The following is a 20,310-nucleotide window of genomic DNA, read 5'->3' on the forward strand; positions in this document are numbered from 1 at the left end:
GCCGCCGGGCCGCAGCGCATCGCGCGCCGCTTTGAGGCCCTGATAATCGTAAAGACCGTCATTGGCCTCCGACGTGATGCCATCCGGCCCGTTGTCGACATCGAGCAGAATGGCATCGTATGTTGCCTTGCGGGCACGGATGAGCGGACGCACGTCACCTTCATGGATAGCGACGCGGAGGTCATCGAGACAGCCGTCGAAAACCGTTGCCATCGGCCCGCGTGCCCAGGTCACGACAGCCGGAACAAGCTCCGCAACCGTCAACTTGGCATCCGCATCGAGTTCGCCGAGGGCCGCGCGCAAGGTAAAGCCCATGCCGAGGCCGCCGATCAATATATGCGGCGCCTTGCGGCCCTTGATCTTTTCGCAGGAAAGCGTGGCAAGCGCGCGCTCAGAGCCGCTCAGACGGCTGTTCATCAGCTCGTTGGTGCCGAGCATGATGGAAAATTCCTGGCCGCGCTGCTTCAGGCGCAGCTCGCCGCCACCGGGGATTTTCGCAGTGTCGAGCAAGGTCCACGGGATCACGGGCAACTCTCCAGGGCAGCTCCGGGAAAAATGCGCAGCGGTTTTCCGCCCGGAATTGCGTGTAATATAGGTCGTTTCGAATTGCCCGGGACCATAGTCTCTGGACGCTGCTAAGAACAGACGCACTTATCCCAAACAGATATAGGGCACATCCTTTTTCGCAACTTCGTCCAGTGCTTCCTCATAGCCGGCGTCGGCATAGCGCATGACGCCGAGAGCGGTGTCGTTGGTCAGCGCGTGGTCGAGCCGTTCGTCGGCGGCAGGCGTACCGTCGGCAACCACGGTGACGCCGCAGCTCGTCATGTAGCCGGCATAGCCGCCGCCGCCGGAATGGACGACCACGAGATCGGCCATGGACGAGCAGAGCATCATGGCGTCGATCAGCGGCCAGTCGGCTATGGCGTCGGAGCCGTCCTTCATCCGTTCGGTCATGATGTTCGGATGCGCCATGGCGCCGGCATCGAGGTGATCCCGCGAGAAGGCGATTGGCCCCTTCAGCTCGCCGCCTGCCACAAGCTCATTGACCCGGCGCGCAAGCGCTGTGCGCTCGCCATGGCCGAGCCAGGCGATGCGCGCCGGCAGCCCCTCGAAGGGCACATGCTGGCGGGCGAGCCTGATCCAGTTGGTGATGATCTTGTTGTCCGGGAACATTTCCAGCAGCAGATCGTCGATGCGGGCAATATCGCTTTCCTCGCCCGAGAGCGCCATCCAGCGGAACGGGCCGATGGCGCGGCAGAAGAGCGGTCGCAGATAGGCTTCGGTGAAGATCGGGATATCGAAAGCGTTGGCGACGCCGCCTTCCTTCGCCTGGGTGCGGATCAGGTTGCCGTTGTCGAAGACTTCGGAGCCCTTTTTCTGAAAATCCAGCATGGCCTTCACATGCTCGACGATCGAGGCACGGCTGGCCGCCATCAGCTGGCCCTGGCCGTCGTCGCGTAAATCTTTGACCTGGGCGAGGCTCATTCCCTTCGGCACATATCCATAAACGAGGTCGTGGGCCGAGGTCTGGTCGGTGACGATATCGGGCACGATGCCGCGCCGCGCGATCTCGGGGTAGATCTCCGCCGCATTGCCGACCAGCCCGACGGAAAGAGCCCGCTTCTCCTTGACGGCCGCATCGATCATCGCCAGCGCAGAATCGAGATCCGGGGCGATTTCTTGCAGGTAGCCGATGTCCTGGCGCTTCCTGGCGCGCTCCGCGTCGATATCGACGCAGAGGATGGCAGCCCCTGCCATGCGGCCGGCGAGCGGCTGCGCGCCGCCCATGCCGCCGAGACCGGCCGTCAGCACGAAGCGGCCGAAGAGATCGCCGCCGAAGCGGCGTTCGGCGATGCGCATGAAAATCTCGTAGGTGCCCTGGATCACGCCCTGGCTGCCGATATATTGCCAGGCGCCGGCCGTAAGCCCGCCCCAGCAGATCAGGCCCTTGCGCTGCAGCTCGTAAAACACCTCGGCCTTCGCCCATTGCCCGACGATGTTGCAGTTCGCCATGATAACGAGCGGCGCCTTGTCATGCGTGCGGATGAGGCCGATCGGCTTGCCGGACTGGATGAGCAGGGTCTGGTTCTCATCCATTTCGGTGAGCGCCTTGACGATGCCCTTATGCGCCGCCCAATTGCGGGCAGCCTTGCCGAGGGCTGCATAGACGACAAGGTTGTCGGGATCTTCGCCGACCGAGAGCACGTTTTCGAGAAGGCGCAGCAGGGCCTCCTGCCGCCAGCCCTTGGCACGCAGCTCCGGCCCGCCCGGAATGGGGAATTTCGGGTGACGTGGATTGGTTTTCGGCATGGTCCTCTTACCTCTGTCGTTGTGGTCTTCCTTCTCCCCGTCCGGCAGAAGGTGGCCCGTCCTTCGACCGGCTCAGGGTCGGGATGAGAGCGGCTCGGCATATACCGTCTGCGCTTGCCGCTCAGACATTCGCTTCTTGGTCGCTCACCCCCTCATCTGTCCTTGCGGACATCTTCTCCCCGCCGGGGAGAAGAGGAGTGCTCTTCAATACTCGTTCATTTCGGCGGCAGGCCTTCAACGAAATTCAGCGCGGCCAGAAGCAGCCTCTTGCGCAGCATGTCGTTGCCATAGGCCTCCGGCCCGGCGCGCACCCATCCCTGCATCTGCCGGCCGCCCATCAACATGGGTTTGACGTCATGCTGCTCCAGCGCCCAGGCATCGTTGCCCTTGCCGAGACGGATCAGCATCCCGTCGACACGAGCGCCGCATAGCAGATGGCCGTTGAGCAGAAAGGCCCAGCCGCCGAACATCGCCGTTTCGCTGAGCCCGGGGCGTTCCCCAAGCTCTTCCCTCAGCAATTCCTCGAGACCGGCATCACGGGCCATTCAAGCCTCCTGCGCTTTTCAGTCTTTCTTGCCGGCCAGCGCGTATTTCGCGATCTCGATGCCCATCGCCTTCTCGACGGAAGGATAGACCGTGGGGTCGAGCACGCTGGCAGACAGCGGAATGATGTCCATCGGCACATGCAGGATGAAAACCTTCATCCCTTCTTGCAGCTGGCCGACGCTCAAGGGCTCGCCTTCCGGCGATAGCGTGGTGATGACGGAAGGGAAGGTTGCGAGACGCTTGCCGCCCGCATCTTCGACAGCCATGTATTCGTTCATCACATGCATGGTGGCGGCCGCATCGCCGCTGCCGACGGTAACGGTGCCGATGTCGAAGGCTTCCTTCGTGTAGACGACGTCCTTCTTGGTGATGGTGCCTTCGGCCAGGATATGGCCGCCCGTCGTCGTGCAAATGGCGTCGATGACGGCGCTGCCGCCCTTCTTTTCCGCCTCGATAATCGCTTCGCCGAGCGAAAGCGCCATGGAGATACCGCCGAGTGCCGCATGCGTGCGGACGTACGAAGCGCGCAAGGGATTGCGGCAGGAGGCGATGAAGCCGCCGGACTGATCGGATGCGGCGCGCAGGATCGGCGAAATCTTCGCCGTCGCGCCCTTCACGACCAGTTCGATATAGCGGTTCTCCGCGCGGTTGCCGCCGACGGCGGTCTGGATCATCTGCTCGGGCGAACCGGCCATGCCGATCGAGCCCATGTCTCCCGTCGGATGGGCGCGGATATCACCCACCGCGTCCACCACCTTCGTTCCGAGGATGGCCGATGGCAGCCAGCCGTTCAGCGTCGAGGACTTCCCGTTCTGGCCGATGATCAGGCCGGAAAGCTTCTCACCAAGCTCGTCCTGCAGCAGCTGCACGGCTTTCACGTAGTCGATACCCTGCATTTCCCAGGGGGTGGTCGAGGCCGGCGCGCCGATGGCGGCTGCCGTGGCAATCCAGTCGTTGTCATCAAGCTCGTCGATCGACACCAGCTCCGGCTTGCCGACATTGACGGCCGCATAGCCGAGCATGCGGCCGTGATCGGCCCAGCCGCCGCCGCCTGCGGCGTAAACGGAGCCGCCCTTGACGGCCGCTTCCACATCCTTGGCAACGAGTACGCGTCCCATCGGCTACTCCCGGTTCTGTTTGAGGTTCTTGTCCATGTCGCGCACCGCTTCGAAAAGAACGGCGGCACCCATGGCGATGTCGTCATTTTCGGCCCATTCTTCGGCGCAATGGCTGCGGCCTTCCTTGCAGGGCACGAAGATCATGGCGGCAGGCGCAACCTTGGCGATCCAGGCCGTGTCGTGGCCGGCGCCGGAGGCCATGCGGCGATGCTTGGCACCGACCGTATCGCAGGCGCGCTCGAGCGTTTCGAGCAGCACCGGAGCGCCAGGGGTCGGCATGTTGTCGGAGACGCGCACCGGCGTATTGATCGTCACGCCATAACCGGCGGCGATGGTCTTCACTTCACTGTCGATCCAGGCGAGGAAATCTTCCATGTCGCTGCGGATTTCGGCGCGGCCGTCGATCAGCAGCACGACCTTCGAGGGCACGACATTAGCGGCATTCGGCTCGATGCGGAATTCGCCGACGGTCGCAGCAAAATGCCCCGGCGTCTTTGCCTGCTCGGTAGCACGTTGGCGAATGTCGAGGACCAATTGCGAGGCTGCCACCAGCGCATCCGCGCGGCGGTCCATCGGCGTCGTGCCGGCATGGTCGGCGCGGCCTTCCACGGTGATCTCGATACGGGTGATGCCGGCGATCGCAGTGACGATGCCGATATCCTTGTTCTCGGCTTCCAGCACCGGACCCTGTTCGATATGCAGCTCCAGGAAGCCGGCAAGATCCGGTCGCTTCTGCGAGAGCAGCACGGAGGGATCGCCGCCGACCTCGGTGATGCCCTGCGACAGCGTGCGGTCGCCACTTGTGCGGGAGAGCCATGCCTCCGGAATCTGCCCGGTCATGCCGCGGCTGCCGATGCAGGAGACGCCGAAGATGCTGACTTCCTCGGCGAGGAAATCGACGATCTCCAGATCATGATCGAGTTCGATGTCGCGATCCTTCAAAGAACGTGCCACTTCGAGCGCCGCGATCGTGCCGGCAATACCGTCGAAGCGGCCGCCATCGGGAACGGTGTCGGAATGCGAACCGACAAGGATCGTTCCAAGGCCCGGCTTGGCGCCGGCGCGCCGGCCGATCAGATTGCCGGCGGCGTCGATACGTGTCTCAAGCCCAGCCGCCTTCATCCGCGCATCGATATAGGCGCGCCCCTGCAGGAAGAGCGGCGAGAAGGCGCGGCGCGTCCAGGGATGGCCGGGATCGGTAATCCCTGCCAGCGCATCGATATCCTCGGCGATACGATCGGCGTTTACGGGCAGGTTACGGCGCTTGGCTTCGGTCATCGGGCTGCATCTCCGGCAAGAACTTGGCGAGGCAAGGGACGGACGAAGCTGCCGAAGCCGGGCTCGGCCAGCACCTTCTGTCCCTCGGTGATTTGCTTGCCTCTAAGATAGGCGATGGACACAGTCCAGGGCAGGCGAATGCCGTTATAGGGGCTCCAGCCGACGACATTGTTGCCGCTTGCCGCCGCGTCATAGATCATTTCGCGCGGTTCCAGCACGACGATATCGGCGTCCTTGCCCGGGGTCAGCGCGCCCTTGATGTGATCGAGGCGGAAATGCCTGGCCGGGTTTTCCGCCATCAGCCTCGCAGCCCAGGTCAGCGGCACGCCGCGTTCCAGAGCACCCTTGACGAAGAGCGGCACCATGACCTCCAGTCCCGGTACGCCGGACGCATTCGCCAGCATGTCCGGATTGGTCTTGCGGTTTTCCGACCAGCTGACGTGGTCGGTCGAGACGAGCCAGACATTGCCCTCCGCCACCTTGCGCCACAAGGTTTCCACTTCGGCGCGCGGGCGGATGGGCGGATTGATTTTCGCCTTGCCGCCGAGACGGCGCACATCGTTTTCCTCGTCGAGCGTCAGGTAATGAATGCAGCATTCGACCGTTGCTTCGAAGCCGTCGCGGCGATAGGCGCGGGCAATGTCGTAGCCGCGCCCCAGCGAGCAATGCACGACATGGGCCGGGCAGCCGGTGTCCGCACCCGTCTCGAAGATCGTGTGCATGGCGAGCAATTCGGTGATCGGCGGGCGGGAAAGGCCGTGAGCGCGGTAGTCGGTGACACCGCTTGCCTTCACCTGCTCCATGTAGGTGCGCACCGCTTCGTCGTCTTCGTTGTGGACGCCGGCGGTCAGGCCCGTCGGAGCGATGGCGGCAAAGCAGGCATCGAGCAAGGCAGGCGGAATGCGCGGAAAGCGCTTCGGATCGGTCCCGAAGGTGGAGAATTTGAAGGCGGCGACACCGGCCTCGACCATCTCGGCGATGCGCGCCGGGCCTTCTTCCGGATCGATCGTGCCGTAGAGGGCAAAGTCGACGCGCGATTGCGGGGCGGCATGGTCGATCTTCTTCTTCACCGCCGCTGCCGAGCAGACGAGATTGCCTTCGTCATAGGGCATGTCGACGATGGTGGTGACGCCGCCGGCCGCTGCCGAGCGCGTCGACCAGATGAAATCCTCCTGGTCCTTCTGGGAGAGGGAATGGACCTGCGCGTCGATCGCGCCCGGGAGGATCAGCGCCTTGCCGAGCAGGTGCCGCTCGCGTGCGGCCGGCGGCACGCCGATGCCGATCTCGGCGATTTTGCCTTCGCGCACGGCGACATAGCCTGCTTCCACGATACGATCAGGCAAAACCACGGTGCCCTGCAGAACAAGATCGAAATCGGCCATGTGCGTTCTTTCCGCCCGTCGGTTGGGCTCGTCGGTTGATTCAGATGGCGACGGTGTCGTGATAAAGCCGCTCTTCGACCCGCTCCAGGGAGCCGAGCGCGAAGAAATCATCATAGGCGATGATCGGCTTGTGGGCGATCATCTCGGAGACGAACGCCTCGGAGGCCAGTTCTTCTTCGATCGCCTCGACTTCGGCCGAAAGCGGACGGTCGACCTCGTAGAAATCCGCATGCTTGCGCACGACTTCATAAAGCATGCGCGCGACACCTCCCGGCTTGTCGCCGAGAATGTCCATTGCCTGCGCCGAAAGCAGGGCTTCCAAAGCCGCCAGGCGCTTCAGCGCCCGCATCTGCCGTTCGAAGCGTTCGATGACCAGCGGCAGGAAGGCTGCTTCGTCTTCCATGCCCGCAGCGACCACGAGAGATTGCGCGGAGACCGGATTGGACATGGACAGAACGCGCGAGAAGATTTCGCCCGCGAGCTTGATGATCGGGCCGAAACCGGTGGCGATCTTCCCTTCCGGGACGAGGTTGACCGGCAGGCCGCGCCGCTGACCGTTGCCGAGCAGGACGCAGCGATTGAACGCGTTGCGGGCGGCATGGGCCATGCAGATCACGGCCGCTTCCAGAAGCACGGTAACATCGAGCGGAAGCGATCCGCCCGAGGTCATGACGCGACCGTCGACGATGACGGGATTGTCGTCCGAGCGGCCGGTGGCGGCAAGAATCTTGTGACCCGCCGTCAAAAGGTTTTCGATGACGGCGCCGAAGACCTGGGCGATCATGCGCAGGCTCAGAGGGTCCTGCACATGGGTGGCGACCGGCCAGGGCCATTCGTCCGAGGCGTTGCAGAGCCAGGCACCGATCAGGGCCTCGCGCGCAGTGCCGACATGGCGCACGGAAATCCAGGGATCGCGCGAAGCGCCAAGCGCGCCGGCCGCCATCATGCCGGTCGCAAGCAGGACGCGGATCGAGGCAGCGGCATTACGGGTCGTCTCGGCAGCCGCGGCAAAGCTGACGGCATTGACGCTGAGCGAGGCCAGGCTGTCGCGCGGCATCATCCTGACGGGAGCGATGCCGGCGGCATCGAAGGCATCGGCCGCCTGCATGCGGCGGCCACGATAGACGGCCTCGCCGACGCCGGTCAGAACTGCGCCGATCTGACCCATCAGGCCGATATCGGCGCAGCCGATCGAGCCGGTGCGGCGTACCACCGGAATGACATCGGAGCCAAGCAGCTGCAGATAGGCCTGGATCAGCTCTTGCGAACATCCGACCTGACCGGTGAGCGCGGTGTTGACCCGGATCGCCATGGCATTGCGTACGACCGACATGGAGAAGGGGGCGCCCGTGCCGAAATGATGGGCGCGCACGAGGCCGAGATTGAAGGCATCGAGATCCTCGGGTGACCACTCGACGTCCTTCATGGCACCGACGCCTGTCGTAGAGCCATAGACCGGCATGCCGGATTGGATCGTGCTTTCAAGAACGCTGCGCGCCAACCGCACCCGCGCCATGCCGGCTTCCGATGCCGAAGGCAGTGCGGCGCCCGCCCCGATCCGCACCAGATCGCTGAACCCCAGGGGCTGTCCGGTGAGTTCGATGCCGGCTCTCTGACGCTCCATGTCTCTTGTTCTCCTTTTCCGCAAGGCTATGCGAGCCTTATCGACAATGGGATATCCCAAATGGCGAACACCTGATATGCCATGCGAGCGAGAGTACACGCAAAGCAAGCAGCCGCATCATGCATTATAGCCGGAAGAGAGATATCCGCTCCCGTCGCGACGGCCGCTTTTGAATTCAGTGCGGCCCCATTATTCGGACACGATCAAGGCAGGATTGACGAATGGGCGCTGCAGCCGTTTCTATGCGGAACGATCCATTCAACATCCGGAAAATCATTGCGATGAAGATTCCTGAACTGCCTTTTACAGTAACCAATTGGGACGAGATTGTTCCCACCAGGCACGCGGGCGAAAGCGGCCATGCGCTCTGGAGGACGTTGAACATCGGAGACATCCGCGTTCGGATTGTTGAATATACGCCCGGTTATGTTGCCGATCACTGGTGCGATCGCGGCCATATCATCTACGTGCTCGAAGGGGAGTTGATTTCCGAGTTGAAGGATGGGCGGGTATCGATCCTCAAGCCGGGCATGAGCTATCAAGTGTCCGATTTTGGCGACGCCGCCCACCGGTCATCGACAAAGACAGGCGTCAAGTTGTTCATTGTCGACTAGAGCAATTCCAGGAAAAGTGCGCAGCGGTTTTCCGTCCGGAATTGCGCAAAAACAAGGAGATAGAGCGGTTCAGAGATTCCGTGAAAAACTGAACCGCTCTAGAGCCGGATGATTGTAGATCGGATCGATCTACAATCTGAATCCGCCCAAGAATCAAAGAAGCAGAGCATGATATCGCCCGAAGGCTGCGCACACCTTCGGCGTCATGCTCTGAAACCGCGCTGGGGAAGAAACGCACTTGGCCGATGTGTCCGCTGCCGCCGCAATGCGCTGCCGCAGGTCAACTCAGATGCCAGGCAATATAGAGCAGCGTCAGCGCGATCACCCATAGTGCAAAGCGGCCGGAACGGCTGTGCTTGGCCTCGGCCTTGCCGATTGCTTCCGCCGTCTGCGGATCGAAGCGCAGGCCATTTTCGCTCATATGCAGCAGTTCGTGGTGGAATTTCTCGGTCTTGGCGGCGATCTCGGGTGCTGCTTCGGCGAGCTTCACGGCCGCTTTCAGGCCATCCCGCAGATCGGTCATGATCCGCTTCGGGCCGAGATTGGTGCGAATCCAGTCGCCGACGACCGGTTCGGAAGCCTTCCACATATTGAAGCGCGGATTGAGCATGCGCGACACGCCCTCGACCACGACCATGGTCTTCTGCAGCATCACCAGCTCGGGCCGCGTCTCCATGTCGAAAAGTTCGGTCACTTCGAAGAGCAGGGTCAGAAGCTTGCCCATGGAGATCGTCTCGGCCGGCTGGCCGTGGATCGGCTCGCCGATGGCGCGGATGGCCTGCGCAAAGCTCTCGGTATTGTGGTGTGCGGGCACATAGCCGGCTTCGAAATGCACTTCGGCAACGCGGATATAGTCGCGGGTAATGAAACCGTAGAGGATTTCGGCGAGGAAGCGGCGTTCCTTCTTTCCCAAACGGCCGACGATGCCCATATCGACGGCGACGATCATGCCGGCGGCATCGACGAAGAGATTGCCGGGATGCATGTCGGCATGAAAGAAACCGTCACGCAGCGTATGGCGAAGGAAGGACTGGATCAGCGTATCGGCGAGCACATTGAGATCGTGTCCGGCAGCCTTCAGCCCCTCGACATCGGACATCTTGACGCCGTCGATCCACTCCATGGTGATGACGTCGCGCCCGGTACGCTCCCAATCGACCTTCGGAACACGGAAGCCTGGATCCCTGTCGGTGTTTTCGGCGATCTCGGAGAGCGCGGCTGCTTCCAGCCGCAGATCCATCTCGACTTTGGTGGTCTGCTCGAGCGTCTTCGTCACTTCCACGGGCCGAAGGCGCCGGCTGGAGGGCATGAAGCGCTCCTGCAGCCCCGCGACGAGATACATTGCCTTGATATCGTTGGAAAAACGTTGACGCACACCGGGCCGGACCACCTTGACGGCAACACGCTTGCGGCCTTCAGCCGTTTCGACTTCGGCAGGATGTACCTGCGCTATGGAAGCGGCGGCGATCGGCTCGCCGAAGCTGGCATAGAGATCGCCGATCCGCCGGCCGAGTGAAGCCTCGATGGCCGCCGTAGCGGTCTCATGCGGGAAAAAGGCCATCCTGTCCTGCAGCTTCGACAGGTCGTTGGCCATATCGACACCGACTACATCCGGGCGCGTGGCCAGGAACTGGCCGATCTTCACATAGGAGGGGCCGAGCCGCTCGACAGCCTGGGCAAGCCGGTCGCTGCGGGCCTGGCTCTTTGCCTTCCTGCGGGCGAAGACGCTGACGAAGGATTTGGCGAGGCTGACGGAAGGAGGCAGCCCTTCCGATGGCAGCGCCACGACCACACCTTCGCGCACGAGCACCCAGCCGACCCGAACAAGGCCGAAATATGCGCTGAAAGCACTCATATCGTCTCAAGGTCTCGGAATGTGGAGGCCAAAAGCCGGATCGGGTGACTGGATATCATGCTTTAGAGCTTCCAGCCGGAGTGCAGCGCAGCGATGCCGCCGGTGTAATTGGTGAAGCTCACGCGCGAGAAGCCGGCCTCGCGGATCATCGTCGCGAAGTCCTGCTGGTTCGGGAACTTGCGGATCGATTCCACCAGATACTGATAGGGCTCGGCATCGCCCGTGATCGCCTTGCCGAACTTCGGAATGGCGTTGAAGGACCATGAGTCATAGACGCGGTCGAGCAGCGGCAGATCGACTTCGGAGAATTCGAGCACGAGCAGCCTACCGCCGCGCTTCAGCACGCGATAGGCTTCCTTCAGTGCGACATCGATATGCGGAACGTTGCGGATGCCGAAGGCGATCGTATAGGCATCGAACGAGTTGGGCTCGAACGGCAGTTCCTCGGCATTCGCTTCGACGAAGGTGAGATTGTCGGAAAGCTTCCTCTTCTCTGCCCGTTCCGCGCCGACGGCAAGCATCGAGCCGTTGATGTCGAGCACGGTCGCATGCGCTAGCCGGTTCGAGGCTTCGACGATGCGGAAGGCGATGTCGCCCGTGCCGCCGGCAACGTCCAGAACCTTGTAGCCTGCTTCCTTGCGCGGGTTGAGCGCCGCGATCATCGCATCCTTCCAGGCGCGATGCATGCCCATGGACATGACATCGTTCATGATGTCGTAGCGCTTGGCGACCTTGTGGAATACCTCGTTGACGAGGCCCTGCTTTTCGCCATCGGCCACTTCGCGGAAGCCATAGGATGTTTCCATGCCGCCATCGGCGGAGGTGCGGCTTTCTGCCATCGGCTCAACTCCGTTACACGACAGCGCCGCGCGTCGTATGTGACGTGCAATGGCGCTGTAGCACTTTAAATCTGCTGCATAATTTAATCCTTAAATCCGATAGGGTTTAAGGAATTATGCAGTATCCAGTGGCGGACCATAGCGAAATCGCGTTTGCCACGCTATCTCATCAGCCGGATCACCAGCCGCAATGCCTTGGGCTATAGCTCAGATCATAAGCGGTTGAAACATAAAGATGGATAGCCATGCCGGAATTACCAGAGGTCGAAACCGTCAGACGGGGCCTCGCGCCTTCTATGGAAGGCGCTGTTCTGAAGGAGCTGGAGTTGCGCCGCAACGATCTGCGCTTTCCGTTCCCGGCCGATTTCGCTCGGCATGTGGCCGGGCGCGGTATCAGGTCGCTGTCGCGCCGCGCCAAATACCTGCTGATCGATTTGGATGACGGCAAGACGATCGTCGCGCATCTCGGTATGTCCGGCTCGTTCCGGGTGGAGGCGGGTGCGGTGGCCGATACGGCCGGAACCTTCCATCATCCGCGCTCAAAGGACGAGAAGCACGACCATGTCATCTTCCATCTGGCGGGTGCCGGCGGCGATGCGCGCGTCATCTATAATGACCCGCGCCGCTTCGGCTTCATGGACATCGTTCCGCGGGTCGATATGGCGAGCCATCCCTTCTTCCGCGATCTCGGGCCGGAGCCCACCGGCAACGAACTCGGCGCTGATTATCTGGCTAAGCGTTTTGCCGGCAAGGCGCAGCCGCTGAAGAGCGCGCTTCTGGACCAGAAGAATATCGCCGGTCTCGGCAATATATATGTCTGCGAAGCGCTCTGGCGATCTCACTTGTCGCCGCTGCGCGCAGCCGGCACGCTGGTCACGGATGCGGGAAAGCCGACGGAGGCGCTGCAGGGGCTGGTCGTCGCCATCCGCGAGGTCATTGCCGACGCGATCGCGGCAGGCGGTTCGTCGTTGCGGGATCATATCCAGGCCGATGGCTCGCTCGGCTATTTCCAGCATTCCTTTTCCGTCTACGATCGCGAGGCGCAGCCTTGCAGCACGCCGGGCTGCGGCGGTACGGTCAGTCGCATCGTCCAGGCAGGGCGTTCTTCTTTCTATTGTGCCGCCTGCCAAAGCTGATTGAAGGGCCGAAACTATTTAAAGGGAGAGACAAATGGCTTACGAGACCCTCATCGTCGAAACTCATGGGGCCGTCGGCCTCATCCGGCTCAATCGGCCGCAGGCGCTGAATGCGCTGAATTCCACCGTGCTTGCCGAGCTGAAGCAGGCCTATGCCGCGTTTGATCTCGACGATGGCATCGGCGCGATCGTGCTCACCGGTTCGGAAAAAGCCTTTGCCGCCGGCGCAGATATCAAGGAAATGCAGTCGCTCGATTTCGTGGATGCGTATAAGAACGACTTCTTCAGCGGCTGGGCCGAGATTGCCAATGCCCGCAAGCCTGTCATCGCGGCGGTCAGCGGTTTTGCGCTCGGCGGCGGCTGCGAGGTTGCGATGATGTGCGATTTCATCATCGCTTCGGAGACCGCCAAGTTCGGCCAGCCGGAAATCACCCTCGGCGTCATCCCCGGCATGGGCGGCTCGCAGCGTCTGACGCGGGCCGTCGGCAAAGCCAAGGCGATGGATCTGATATTGACCGGGCGAATGATGGATGCGGCGGAGGCGGAACGCTCCGGCCTTGTGGCGCGCGTCGTACCGGCAGACAAGCTGCTCGACGAGGCGTTGGCCGCCGCCGCCAAGATCGCCTCCCACTCGCGTCCCTCGGTGCTGATGGCCAAGGAGGCGGTCAGCCGCGCTTTCGAAACCACGCTCGAGGAAGGATTGCGCTTCGAACGCCGGCTGTTCCATAGCCTGTTCGCCACGGAGGACCAGAAGGAGGGCATGGCTGCCTTCGTCGAAAAGCGCAAGCCGGCCTTCAAGAACCGGTAAGGACCAAGATTCCGGAATTACGCGGGTTTGGCGAGAATCCGCGTTGACGCCGGGGCTCATTCCGGTTATATGCCCGCCACAGTTTGGAAAGCCGCTCTGGTTTTCCGCAATTGCTCCCGCATTGCTGGATGAAGTGGCCGCAAGGCCCGCGCCGCAACGATGGAGTTTTGTTCGAATTCTAAGAGAGGCATACATGGCCAATACTACCTCGGCGAAAAAAGCGACCCGCAAGATCGCCCGCCGCACCGATGTCAACAAGGCTCGTCGCTCGCGCGTTCGCACGTTCGTTCGCCAGGTCGAGGAAGCCATTGCATCGGGTGATGCAGATCGTGCAAAGGCAGCCTTCGTTGCTGCTCAGCCGGAACTGGCTCGCGCAGCCACCAAGGGCGTGCTTCACGCCAACACTGCTTCCCGCAAGGTGTCGCGTCTTGCCAAGCGTGTGAAGGCCCTTTCGGCTCCGACCGCATAACTTTCAATTAACGATTTAGTCGTTAGAGTTAAGCCCGGCCCTTGTGCCGGGCTTTTTGGATTCGGCCAAAAAAATGCCGCATTGCCAAAATTGGCCGGCCGAACATGTCATTGAAGTGACATAAATATACGTTTAAAAACAACGGCTTGCGGCAGGATATCCCAGCTATGGGTGATCTGCGTGACGCATTGCCGGCTCACAACTGAGTCAAGCGGATTTTTTATTTTTTTGTTTTGAAAGCTGTGAGAATCGCGCCGAACGGGAATCTCTTTGATTCAACAGCGATTCTTTTTTGAAGGGCTTGTGACAGTCAAAATTGGCCTCCGGAGTCAATGGCCGCCTCTTAATTTTGTGTAAAATTCATCGTTGATATCTGCCCTCGATCCTGCCTAAATGCATTTCAACAAGGGGCGCGGACATCACCTTAAACGGCTTCGGCAAAACACCGTCACTTCAGGCGGCGTGGGTGGTTTTGCCTCTTGTAACGGAGCAGTTCAGCTCCGTTTTTTCAAACAGTTGACGAGTAAAAGCCGGAAGCGGCAACGCTTGCGGAACGAGGAAGCTTGTCTGTCCTTTGTAGCCTAAGTCGATGGCGCGGCTGCGGGGAGGGGAGAAAAATTGACAGCCGCTGGGGCAGCCGATCGGAATACGAGGGCCGATTGCTGTTCCGCTTGCAGACGCCGAGACGAAGGCTGCTTTAAAGAGCGGTTTTCGCCACAGTGTTCTTGTAAGGCCCGTTGGCCGGGCGTGGCTGATGAACCGGTATGCGGCGCAGCTTGGCAACGAGCGCGACCTTCATGCCATGGCGAAGACCTAAGGGCGGCGGTATGACGCTGTCTCGCCCTATAAGAGACTGTGGAAGGCGGCACTATATGCAGATACATACGAGGGCGACGGGTGCGTTGGAGAATGGGGACAATGCGCAGGCGTTCGGTGCGGTTTGCTTAGAAGCGGCGGGGGAAAAGGGTGACGTGGCGCATAACAATTTGTTCGAGCGCGTGAGTGCGCGCTTGAAGGCCCAGGTTGGTCCCGACGTCTATGCCAGCTGGTTTGCGCGGCTCAAGCTTCATTCGGTTTCCAAGAGCGTCGTCCGTCTCACTGTTCCGACGACTTTTCTGAAGTCGTGGATCAACAATCGCTATCTCGATCTGATCACTAGCCTGTTCCAGGCAGAAGATGCCGAGATTCTCAAAGTCGAGATTCTGGTTCGCACGGCGACCCGGCAGGGCGCGAAGCCAAGCGCCGACGAGCAGCCTGTGGTGCCGGATCAGGCGGCTGTTGCGCCGATCCGTCGTGCCGTCGCTCAGCCGGCGGGCCAGGCCGTCGCCCAGGCCGTGAGTGCGGCAGCTGCCGTGCGGCCCGCAACGGCGGGCACGCCCCTTTTCGGCTCTCCGCTCGATTCCCGCTTCACCTTCGACACCTTCGTCGAAGGCGGCTCGAACCGGGTCAGCCTTGCCGCTGCCAAGACCATCGCCGAAGCCGGTTCCGGCGCCGTGCGCTTCAATCCGCTCTTCGTTCATGCAACGGTCGGTCTCGGCAAGACGCATCTTCTGCAGGCGATCGCCAACGCAGCCGTGCAGAACCCGCGCGGCCTGCGCGTGGTCTATCTGACGGCGGAATATTTCATGTGGCGCTTCGCAACCGCGATCCGCGACAATGACGCGCTGACGCTGAAGGACTCGCTGCGCAATATCGATCTGCTCATCATCGACGACATGCAGTTCCTGCAGGGCAAGATGATCCAGCACGAATTCTGCCATCTGCTGAACATGCTGCTCGACAGTGCCAAGCAGGTCGTCGTCGCTGCCGATCGCGCTCCGTGGGAGCTGGAATCGCTCGATCCTCGCGTGCGCTCGCGCCTGCAGGGCGGCGTGGCGATCGAAGTCGAGGCACCGGACTATGAAATGCGCCTTGAGATTCTCAAGCGCCGTCTCGATGCCGCCCGTCTGGACGATCCGTCGCTGGAAATTCCGGCCGAGATCCTCTCGCATGTCGCTCGCAACGTCACCGCCAGCGGCCGCGAGCTGGAAGGAGCCTTCAACCAGCTCATCTTCCGCCGCTCCTTCGAGCCGAACCTGACGGTCGAGCGCGTCGACGAACTGCTGGCACATCTGGTCGGCTCCGGCGAGCCGCGCCGGGTCCGCATCGAGGACATCCAGCGTATCGTGGCCCGCCACTACAATGTCTCGCGCCAGGAACTGGTTTCGAACCGCCGCACGCGCGTCATCGTCAAGCCGCGCCAGATCGCCATGTATCTGTCGAAGACGCTGACGCCGCGCTCTTTCCCGGAAATCGGCCGCCGCTTCGGTGGCCGCGATCACACCACGGTTCTCCACGCCGTGCGCAAGATCGAGGAACTGATCTCTGGCGACAGCAAGCTGTCGCACGAAATCGAGCTGCTGAAGCGCCTGATCAACGAGTAGACCGAGCGATCGGCATCGACAGCAAATTCAACGGCCGGCTTCATCGCCGGCCGTTTCTTTTGTGCACTCCCGGCCGTCGGCCGCAGGGCCTGCAGCCGACGCATTTCATCGGCATGGTGTTGATTCCAGTTGGCCTGGCGGCAATCGGTGGAAGACTGTTCACCCTTCCTTCAGGGGAAGGCCACGTAGTGCCGGGCGGGTGACCTGAGTAAACTCTGAAGTCTCTATTGTGTCTTCGGGGATCACCCCCACCCGCCGCTTTGCGACGACCTCCCTCTCAAGGTGGAGGTGCTAACAAGCGAGATCGGCGACGACCGAGTCGAGAACCAGCATTCCCGCAGGCGTGCAGCGCAGGCGGGAATTGCCGATGCGCTCTATGAAGCCGTGTTCCAGTAAAAATGCCTCGCGCTGCGGATCGGGATCGCGGCCGGAAAGCTGCTGCCAGCGGGCGAGATCGACGCCTTCGCGCAGCCGCAAACCCATCAGCAGCAGTTCGTCGGCCTGCTCGTCGAATCCAAGCATTTCCTGGTCGATCATGCCGTGACCGTCGCGTTCGACCGTCTCGAGCCAGCTTTCCGGCTTGCGTTCGGTGGCCGTCGCCAGCTTCTGCGGTCCGCGGGTCAGGCGCCCATGCGCGCCGGGGCCGATGCCGGCATAGTCGCCATAGCGCCAATAGGTAAGGTTGTGCCGGCTTTCGGCGCCGGGACGGGCGTGATTGGAGACTTCGTAGGCGGGCATGCCCTCGCGCTCGGTAATCTCCTGCGTGGCCTCATAGAGCAGCGCCGATTGATCCCCATCGGGCACGATCAGCTTGCCTGCCTTGTGAAGGCCGTAGAAGGGCGTTCCCTCCTCGATCGTCAGCTGGTAGAGCGAGAGGTGATCGACTGCATAGGAGATCGCCTCTTTCAGCTCGCGCTCCCATTCCTCGACGGTCTGATTGGGGCGGGCATAGATAAGATCGAAAGACATACGCGGGAAGATCTCCCGCGCCAGCCTGATCGCCTTCAGCGCATCCTCGACATTGTGCAAGCGTCCGAGAAACTTCAGGTCACGGTCGTTCAGTGCCTGCACGCCCATCGACACGCGGTTGACGCCGGCCGCGCGATAGCCGCGAAAGCGCTCCGCCTCGACGCTGGACGGATTGGCCTCCATGGTGATTTCGATGCCGTCGGGTACATGCCAGGTCCTGGCGATGCCCTCGATGATCGCGCCGACCGTCTCCGGCTTCATAAGGGAGGGGGTGCCGCCGCCGAGGAAGACGCTGGTGACCGTTTTCGGGCCGCTGATCATCCGCATCGTCGCCATTTCCTTGAGGAAAGCGGCGGCGAAGCGCTCCTGGTCGACCAGCTGATGGCGGACGTGGCTGTTGAAATCGCAATAGGGACACTTGGCCGCGCAAAAAGGCCAATGGACATAGACACCGAAACCGGGCTCGCCGGTATCGGGCAGCAATTGCGCCCCGCGCATCAGGTCCTGTGTATCCACGATTTCCACGAAGTGAGCTTACGCCTCCAGGCACGTTTCGACAAAGACCTTGAAGGCGCGGGCACGATGCGACAGCGCGTGCTCGTCGCCGCGCTTCCAGCCATGTTTCTGGTCGGCGCTCATCTCGCCAAAGGTGGTCTCATAACCCTTGGGTTTGAAGATCGGATCGTAGCCGAAGCCTTGGCCGCCGCGTGGCGGCCAGACGACGGTGCCTTCGGCCTCGCCGCGGAAAAGCTCGGTATGTCCGTCCGGCCAGGCAAGGCAGAGCACGCTGACGAAGCGCGCCGTGCGGCTTTCCGGAGAACTGGCTCCAGCCTTTTCGAGGGCGGTCTCGACCTTCCGCATCGCCATCGCGAAATCGCGCGTGCCGTCAGCGGTTTCAGCCCAGTTGGCGGTGTAGACGCCGGGATCGCCGCCAAGCGCATCGATGACGAGGCCGGAATCGTCGGAAAGAGCCGGCAGACCGGAGGCCTGCGCCGAGGCAAGCGCCTTGATCGCGGCGTTTTCCTCGAACGTCGTGCCGGTTTCATCCGGTTCGATGAAGTTGAGGTCGGCAGCCGATGTGGCGGTAAAGCCGAAGGGGCCGATCAGGTCCTGTATCTCGCGGATCTTGCCGGCATTGTGGCTGGCGACGACGATGGTCTTGGTGTCGAGCTTGCGCATGTGCTGTCCTGTCAAAGGCCCCAGATGCGGGGTTCGGCGCATTCCAGGCTGTTGCCGGCTGGATCGCGGAAATAGATCGATCGGCCGCCGTTCGGCCAGTGAAAATCGGCTTCGATGGCGATGCCGGCGGCTTTCAGCTTCTGCGCCATTGCCTCGATATCGTCGCCGTCCACGCGGAAGCAGACATGACCATGCCCCTTCGTGCCATGCGGTGGCACGGGCAGGGCGCCCGGCTCGTGCGGTTTGACCGTTTCCTTGCTGTTGAAGATCAGCAGTACGCCCGGCCCGCAGCGATAGAAAAGGTGTCGGTTGCCGCCGCGCGAAATCTTCTGCAGATCGAGTATGCCGCCATAGAAGGCCTCGACCGCATCGAGATCGTCCGCATAGAGTGCAGTTTCAAGGACGCCTGCGAGGGCTGGGTCAGCCATTCAAGATATCCTCAGGCAATGGCCTGCTTCTGCAGCTCCACCAGTTCGGCGATGCCGTTCTTGGCAAGGTGCATCAGCGTGGCGAATTCCTCTTCGCTGAAGGGGGAGCCCTCAGCCGTTCCCTGGATCTCGACGATGCCGCCCTTGCCCGTCATGACGAAATTGGCGTCGGTTTCGGCCGAGGAGTCCTCAAGATAGTCGAGATCGATGACGGGTTGATCGGCGAAGATGCCGCAGGAAATAGCGGCGATGTGGTCCTTCAGCACGCGCTCGACCTTGACCATGTTGCGGCTTTCCATCCATTTCAGGCAGTCGTAAAGCGCGATCCAGCCGCCGGTGATCGAGGCCGTGCGCGTGCCGCCATCCGCCTGGATGACGTCGCAGTCGACGGTGATCTGGCGCTCGCCCAATTCCTTGAGGTCCACGACCGCGCGCAGCGACCGGCCGATGAGGCGCTGGATTTCCTGCGTGCGGCCGCCCTGCTTGCCGGCGGCAGCTTCGCGCTTCATACGCTCGCCTGTGGCGCGCGGCAGCATGCCGTATTCGGCCGTGACCCAGCCCTTGCCGCTGTTGCGCAGCCATGGCGGCGTCTTGTCTTCCAGGCTTGCCGTGCAGAGCACATGCGTATCGCCGAATTTCACCAGGCAGGAGCCTTCTGCGTGCTTGGAAAAATTGCGCTCGAACGATACCTTGCGCATCTGGTCGGTTTTTCTGCCTGAAGGCCGCATTCCACTCTCCTGAAAGTTTGTTGACCGCTTCTACGACCCACAGGCCGCTTTTGCAAAGGAAAAGCAGGCGGCAGAGCCGCTTGGCGGCCACGGCTGCATTTTTCCCTTTTGCCATTGCTAACCGAATGATTATATTTTGGCTAAGGCTCAACGGAATGGATCTGACAGCGAAATGGTATTCACGACATCGTCGGTTTCGGATGTCATTGCTGCACTGGACGAACGCTCCAAGGAAATCTTCCGCCGCATCGTCGAAGGCTATCTGGAAAGCGGCGAGCCGTTGGGTTCGCGCAATCTCTCGCGCCTCTTGCCCATGTCGCTGTCGCCGGCTTCCGTGCGCAATGTCATGAGCGATCTGGAAGAGCTGGGGCTGATCTATTCGCCGCATGTGAGCGCCGGCCGATTGCCGACTCAGGTGGGCCTGCGCTTTTTCGTCGATGCCTTCATGCAGATCGGCGATCTCTCGGCCGAAGACCGCGCCAATATCGACCGGCAGGTGCGGGGCAGCAACCGCGACCAGCCGGTAGAATCGATGATGTCGGAGGCAAGCCGGGTGCTGTCGGGCATCTCGCGCGGCGCCGGCCTGGTGATCACCTCGAAG

At 61.8% G+C, this 20,310-nt stretch carries 18 protein-coding genes and 1 pseudogene; 6 read left to right on the forward strand and 13 right to left on the reverse strand.

From position 1 onward, the window contains the following. The 7 genes from Q4Q11_RS23685 to Q4Q11_RS23715 all read right to left on the reverse strand — a co-directional run. The coding region (locus Q4Q11_RS23685) for a polyamine aminopropyltransferase (RefSeq protein ID WP_498571009.1) at positions 1-525 on the reverse strand (525 nt) is incomplete at its 3' end. A gap of 126 nt (positions 526-651) precedes the next feature. Then, positions 652-2,313, reverse strand: a complete 1,662-nt coding sequence (gene ertB, locus Q4Q11_RS23690) for a thiourocanate hydratase (protein WP_112508441.1) — start codon at positions 2,311-2,313, stop codon at positions 652-654. A 215-nt stretch (positions 2,314-2,528) separates the two neighbouring features. Beyond that, the gene (locus tag Q4Q11_RS23695) at positions 2,529-2,858 is read right to left on the reverse strand and encodes a cold-shock protein (protein WP_498571010.1); all 330 of its coding nucleotides are present in this window, start codon (positions 2,856-2,858) and stop codon (positions 2,529-2,531) included. Positions 2,859-2,876: 18 nt separating this feature from the next. Continuing rightward, positions 2,877-3,977, reverse strand: coding sequence for a thiohydantoin desulfurase (ertC, locus tag Q4Q11_RS23700; protein ID WP_498571011.1), 1,101 nt, complete (start codon positions 3,975-3,977; stop codon positions 2,877-2,879). A gap of 3 nt (positions 3,978-3,980) precedes the next feature. Then, positions 3,981-5,255 (reverse strand): Zn-dependent hydrolase, encoded by a 1,275-nt coding sequence (locus tag Q4Q11_RS23705; RefSeq protein ID WP_498571012.1) that lies wholly within the window; start codon positions 5,253-5,255, stop codon positions 3,981-3,983. After that, a complete protein-coding gene (gene ertD, locus Q4Q11_RS23710) occupies positions 5,252-6,637 on the reverse strand; it encodes a hydantoin-5-propionate amidohydrolase (protein WP_113223070.1) in 1,386 nt (461 codons plus the stop codon). The genes Q4Q11_RS23705 and ertD overlap by 4 nt, the downstream gene beginning before the upstream one ends. A 40-nt stretch (positions 6,638-6,677) precedes the next feature. After that, positions 6,678-8,261, reverse strand: coding sequence for an aromatic amino acid ammonia-lyase (locus Q4Q11_RS23715; protein WP_113215269.1), 1,584 nt, complete (start codon positions 8,259-8,261; stop codon positions 6,678-6,680). 281 nt (positions 8,262-8,542) lie between these two features. On the opposite strand from Q4Q11_RS23715, the gene Q4Q11_RS23720 reads away from it, so the two are divergent. Next, positions 8,543-8,875, forward strand: coding sequence for a DHCW motif cupin fold protein (locus tag Q4Q11_RS23720; protein ID WP_112508488.1), 333 nt, complete (start codon positions 8,543-8,545; stop codon positions 8,873-8,875). Between the two features lie 280 nt (positions 8,876-9,155). On the opposite strand, the gene ubiB is transcribed toward Q4Q11_RS23720, so the two are convergent. Both ubiB and ubiE read right to left on the reverse strand, forming a co-directional pair. Continuing rightward, positions 9,156-10,730, reverse strand: a complete 1,575-nt coding sequence (gene ubiB, locus Q4Q11_RS23725) for a 2-polyprenylphenol 6-hydroxylase (RefSeq protein ID WP_112506209.1) — start codon at positions 10,728-10,730, stop codon at positions 9,156-9,158. Between the two features lie 62 nt (positions 10,731-10,792). Further along, entirely contained in the window at positions 10,793-11,569 is a 777-nt protein-coding gene (gene ubiE / locus Q4Q11_RS23730; protein WP_112506212.1) for a bifunctional demethylmenaquinone methyltransferase/2-methoxy-6-polyprenyl-1,4-benzoquinol methylase UbiE, read from the reverse strand. A gap of 245 nt (positions 11,570-11,814) precedes the next feature. Between ubiE and mutM the strand changes: the two genes are divergently transcribed. From mutM to dnaA, 4 genes are all read left to right on the forward strand, one after another. Continuing rightward, positions 11,815-12,705: a bifunctional DNA-formamidopyrimidine glycosylase/DNA-(apurinic or apyrimidinic site) lyase gene (mutM, locus tag Q4Q11_RS23735; protein WP_498571013.1), complete on the forward strand. Its 891-nt coding sequence runs from the start codon at positions 11,815-11,817 to the stop codon at positions 12,703-12,705. A gap of 34 nt (positions 12,706-12,739) precedes the next feature. Beyond that, the gene (locus Q4Q11_RS23740; RefSeq protein WP_113217500.1) at positions 12,740-13,513 is read left to right on the forward strand and encodes an enoyl-CoA hydratase; all 774 of its coding nucleotides are present in this window, start codon (positions 12,740-12,742) and stop codon (positions 13,511-13,513) included. Between the two features lie 193 nt (positions 13,514-13,706). After that, entirely contained in the window at positions 13,707-13,982 is a 276-nt protein-coding gene (gene rpsT / locus Q4Q11_RS23745) for a 30S ribosomal protein S20 (protein WP_004108374.1), read from the forward strand. Between the two features lie 872 nt (positions 13,983-14,854). Then, positions 14,855-16,405 carry a chromosomal replication initiator protein DnaA gene (dnaA, locus tag Q4Q11_RS23750; RefSeq protein ID WP_112506221.1) on the forward strand — a complete coding sequence of 517 codons (1,551 nt, stop codon included), beginning with the start codon at positions 14,855-14,857 and terminating at the stop codon, positions 16,403-16,405. A gap of 291 nt (positions 16,406-16,696) precedes the next feature. Here the strand turns inward: dnaA and hemW are convergent, their stop codons facing one another. Genes hemW through rph form a run of 4 tightly spaced genes read right to left on the reverse strand, consistent with a single transcriptional unit; the run spans position 16,697 to position 19,709 of the window. Continuing rightward, entirely contained in the window at positions 16,697-17,872 is a 1,176-nt protein-coding gene (hemW, locus tag Q4Q11_RS23755) for a radical SAM family heme chaperone HemW (protein ID WP_113217507.1), read from the reverse strand. A 36-nt stretch (positions 17,873-17,908) separates the two neighbouring features. Next, positions 17,909-18,553 (reverse strand): RdgB/HAM1 family non-canonical purine NTP pyrophosphatase, encoded by a 645-nt coding sequence (gene rdgB / locus Q4Q11_RS23760; RefSeq protein WP_112506223.1) that lies wholly within the window; start codon positions 18,551-18,553, stop codon positions 17,909-17,911. A gap of 11 nt (positions 18,554-18,564) precedes the next feature. After that, positions 18,565-18,981: a VOC family protein gene (locus tag Q4Q11_RS23765; RefSeq protein ID WP_498571014.1), complete on the reverse strand. Its 417-nt coding sequence runs from the start codon at positions 18,979-18,981 to the stop codon at positions 18,565-18,567. 11 nt (positions 18,982-18,992) lie between these two features. Beyond that, positions 18,993-19,709 carry a ribonuclease PH gene (gene rph, locus Q4Q11_RS23770; RefSeq protein WP_112506229.1) on the reverse strand — a complete coding sequence of 239 codons (717 nt, stop codon included), beginning with the start codon at positions 19,707-19,709 and terminating at the stop codon, positions 18,993-18,995. 172 nt (positions 19,710-19,881) lie between these two features. Between rph and hrcA the strand changes: the two are divergent. After that, positions 19,882-20,310 (forward strand): annotated as a pseudogene (gene hrcA / locus Q4Q11_RS23775) (heat-inducible transcriptional repressor HrcA); the annotation flags it as partial.

Source organism: Rhizobium sp. UFLA01-1127, assembly GCF_059803845.1.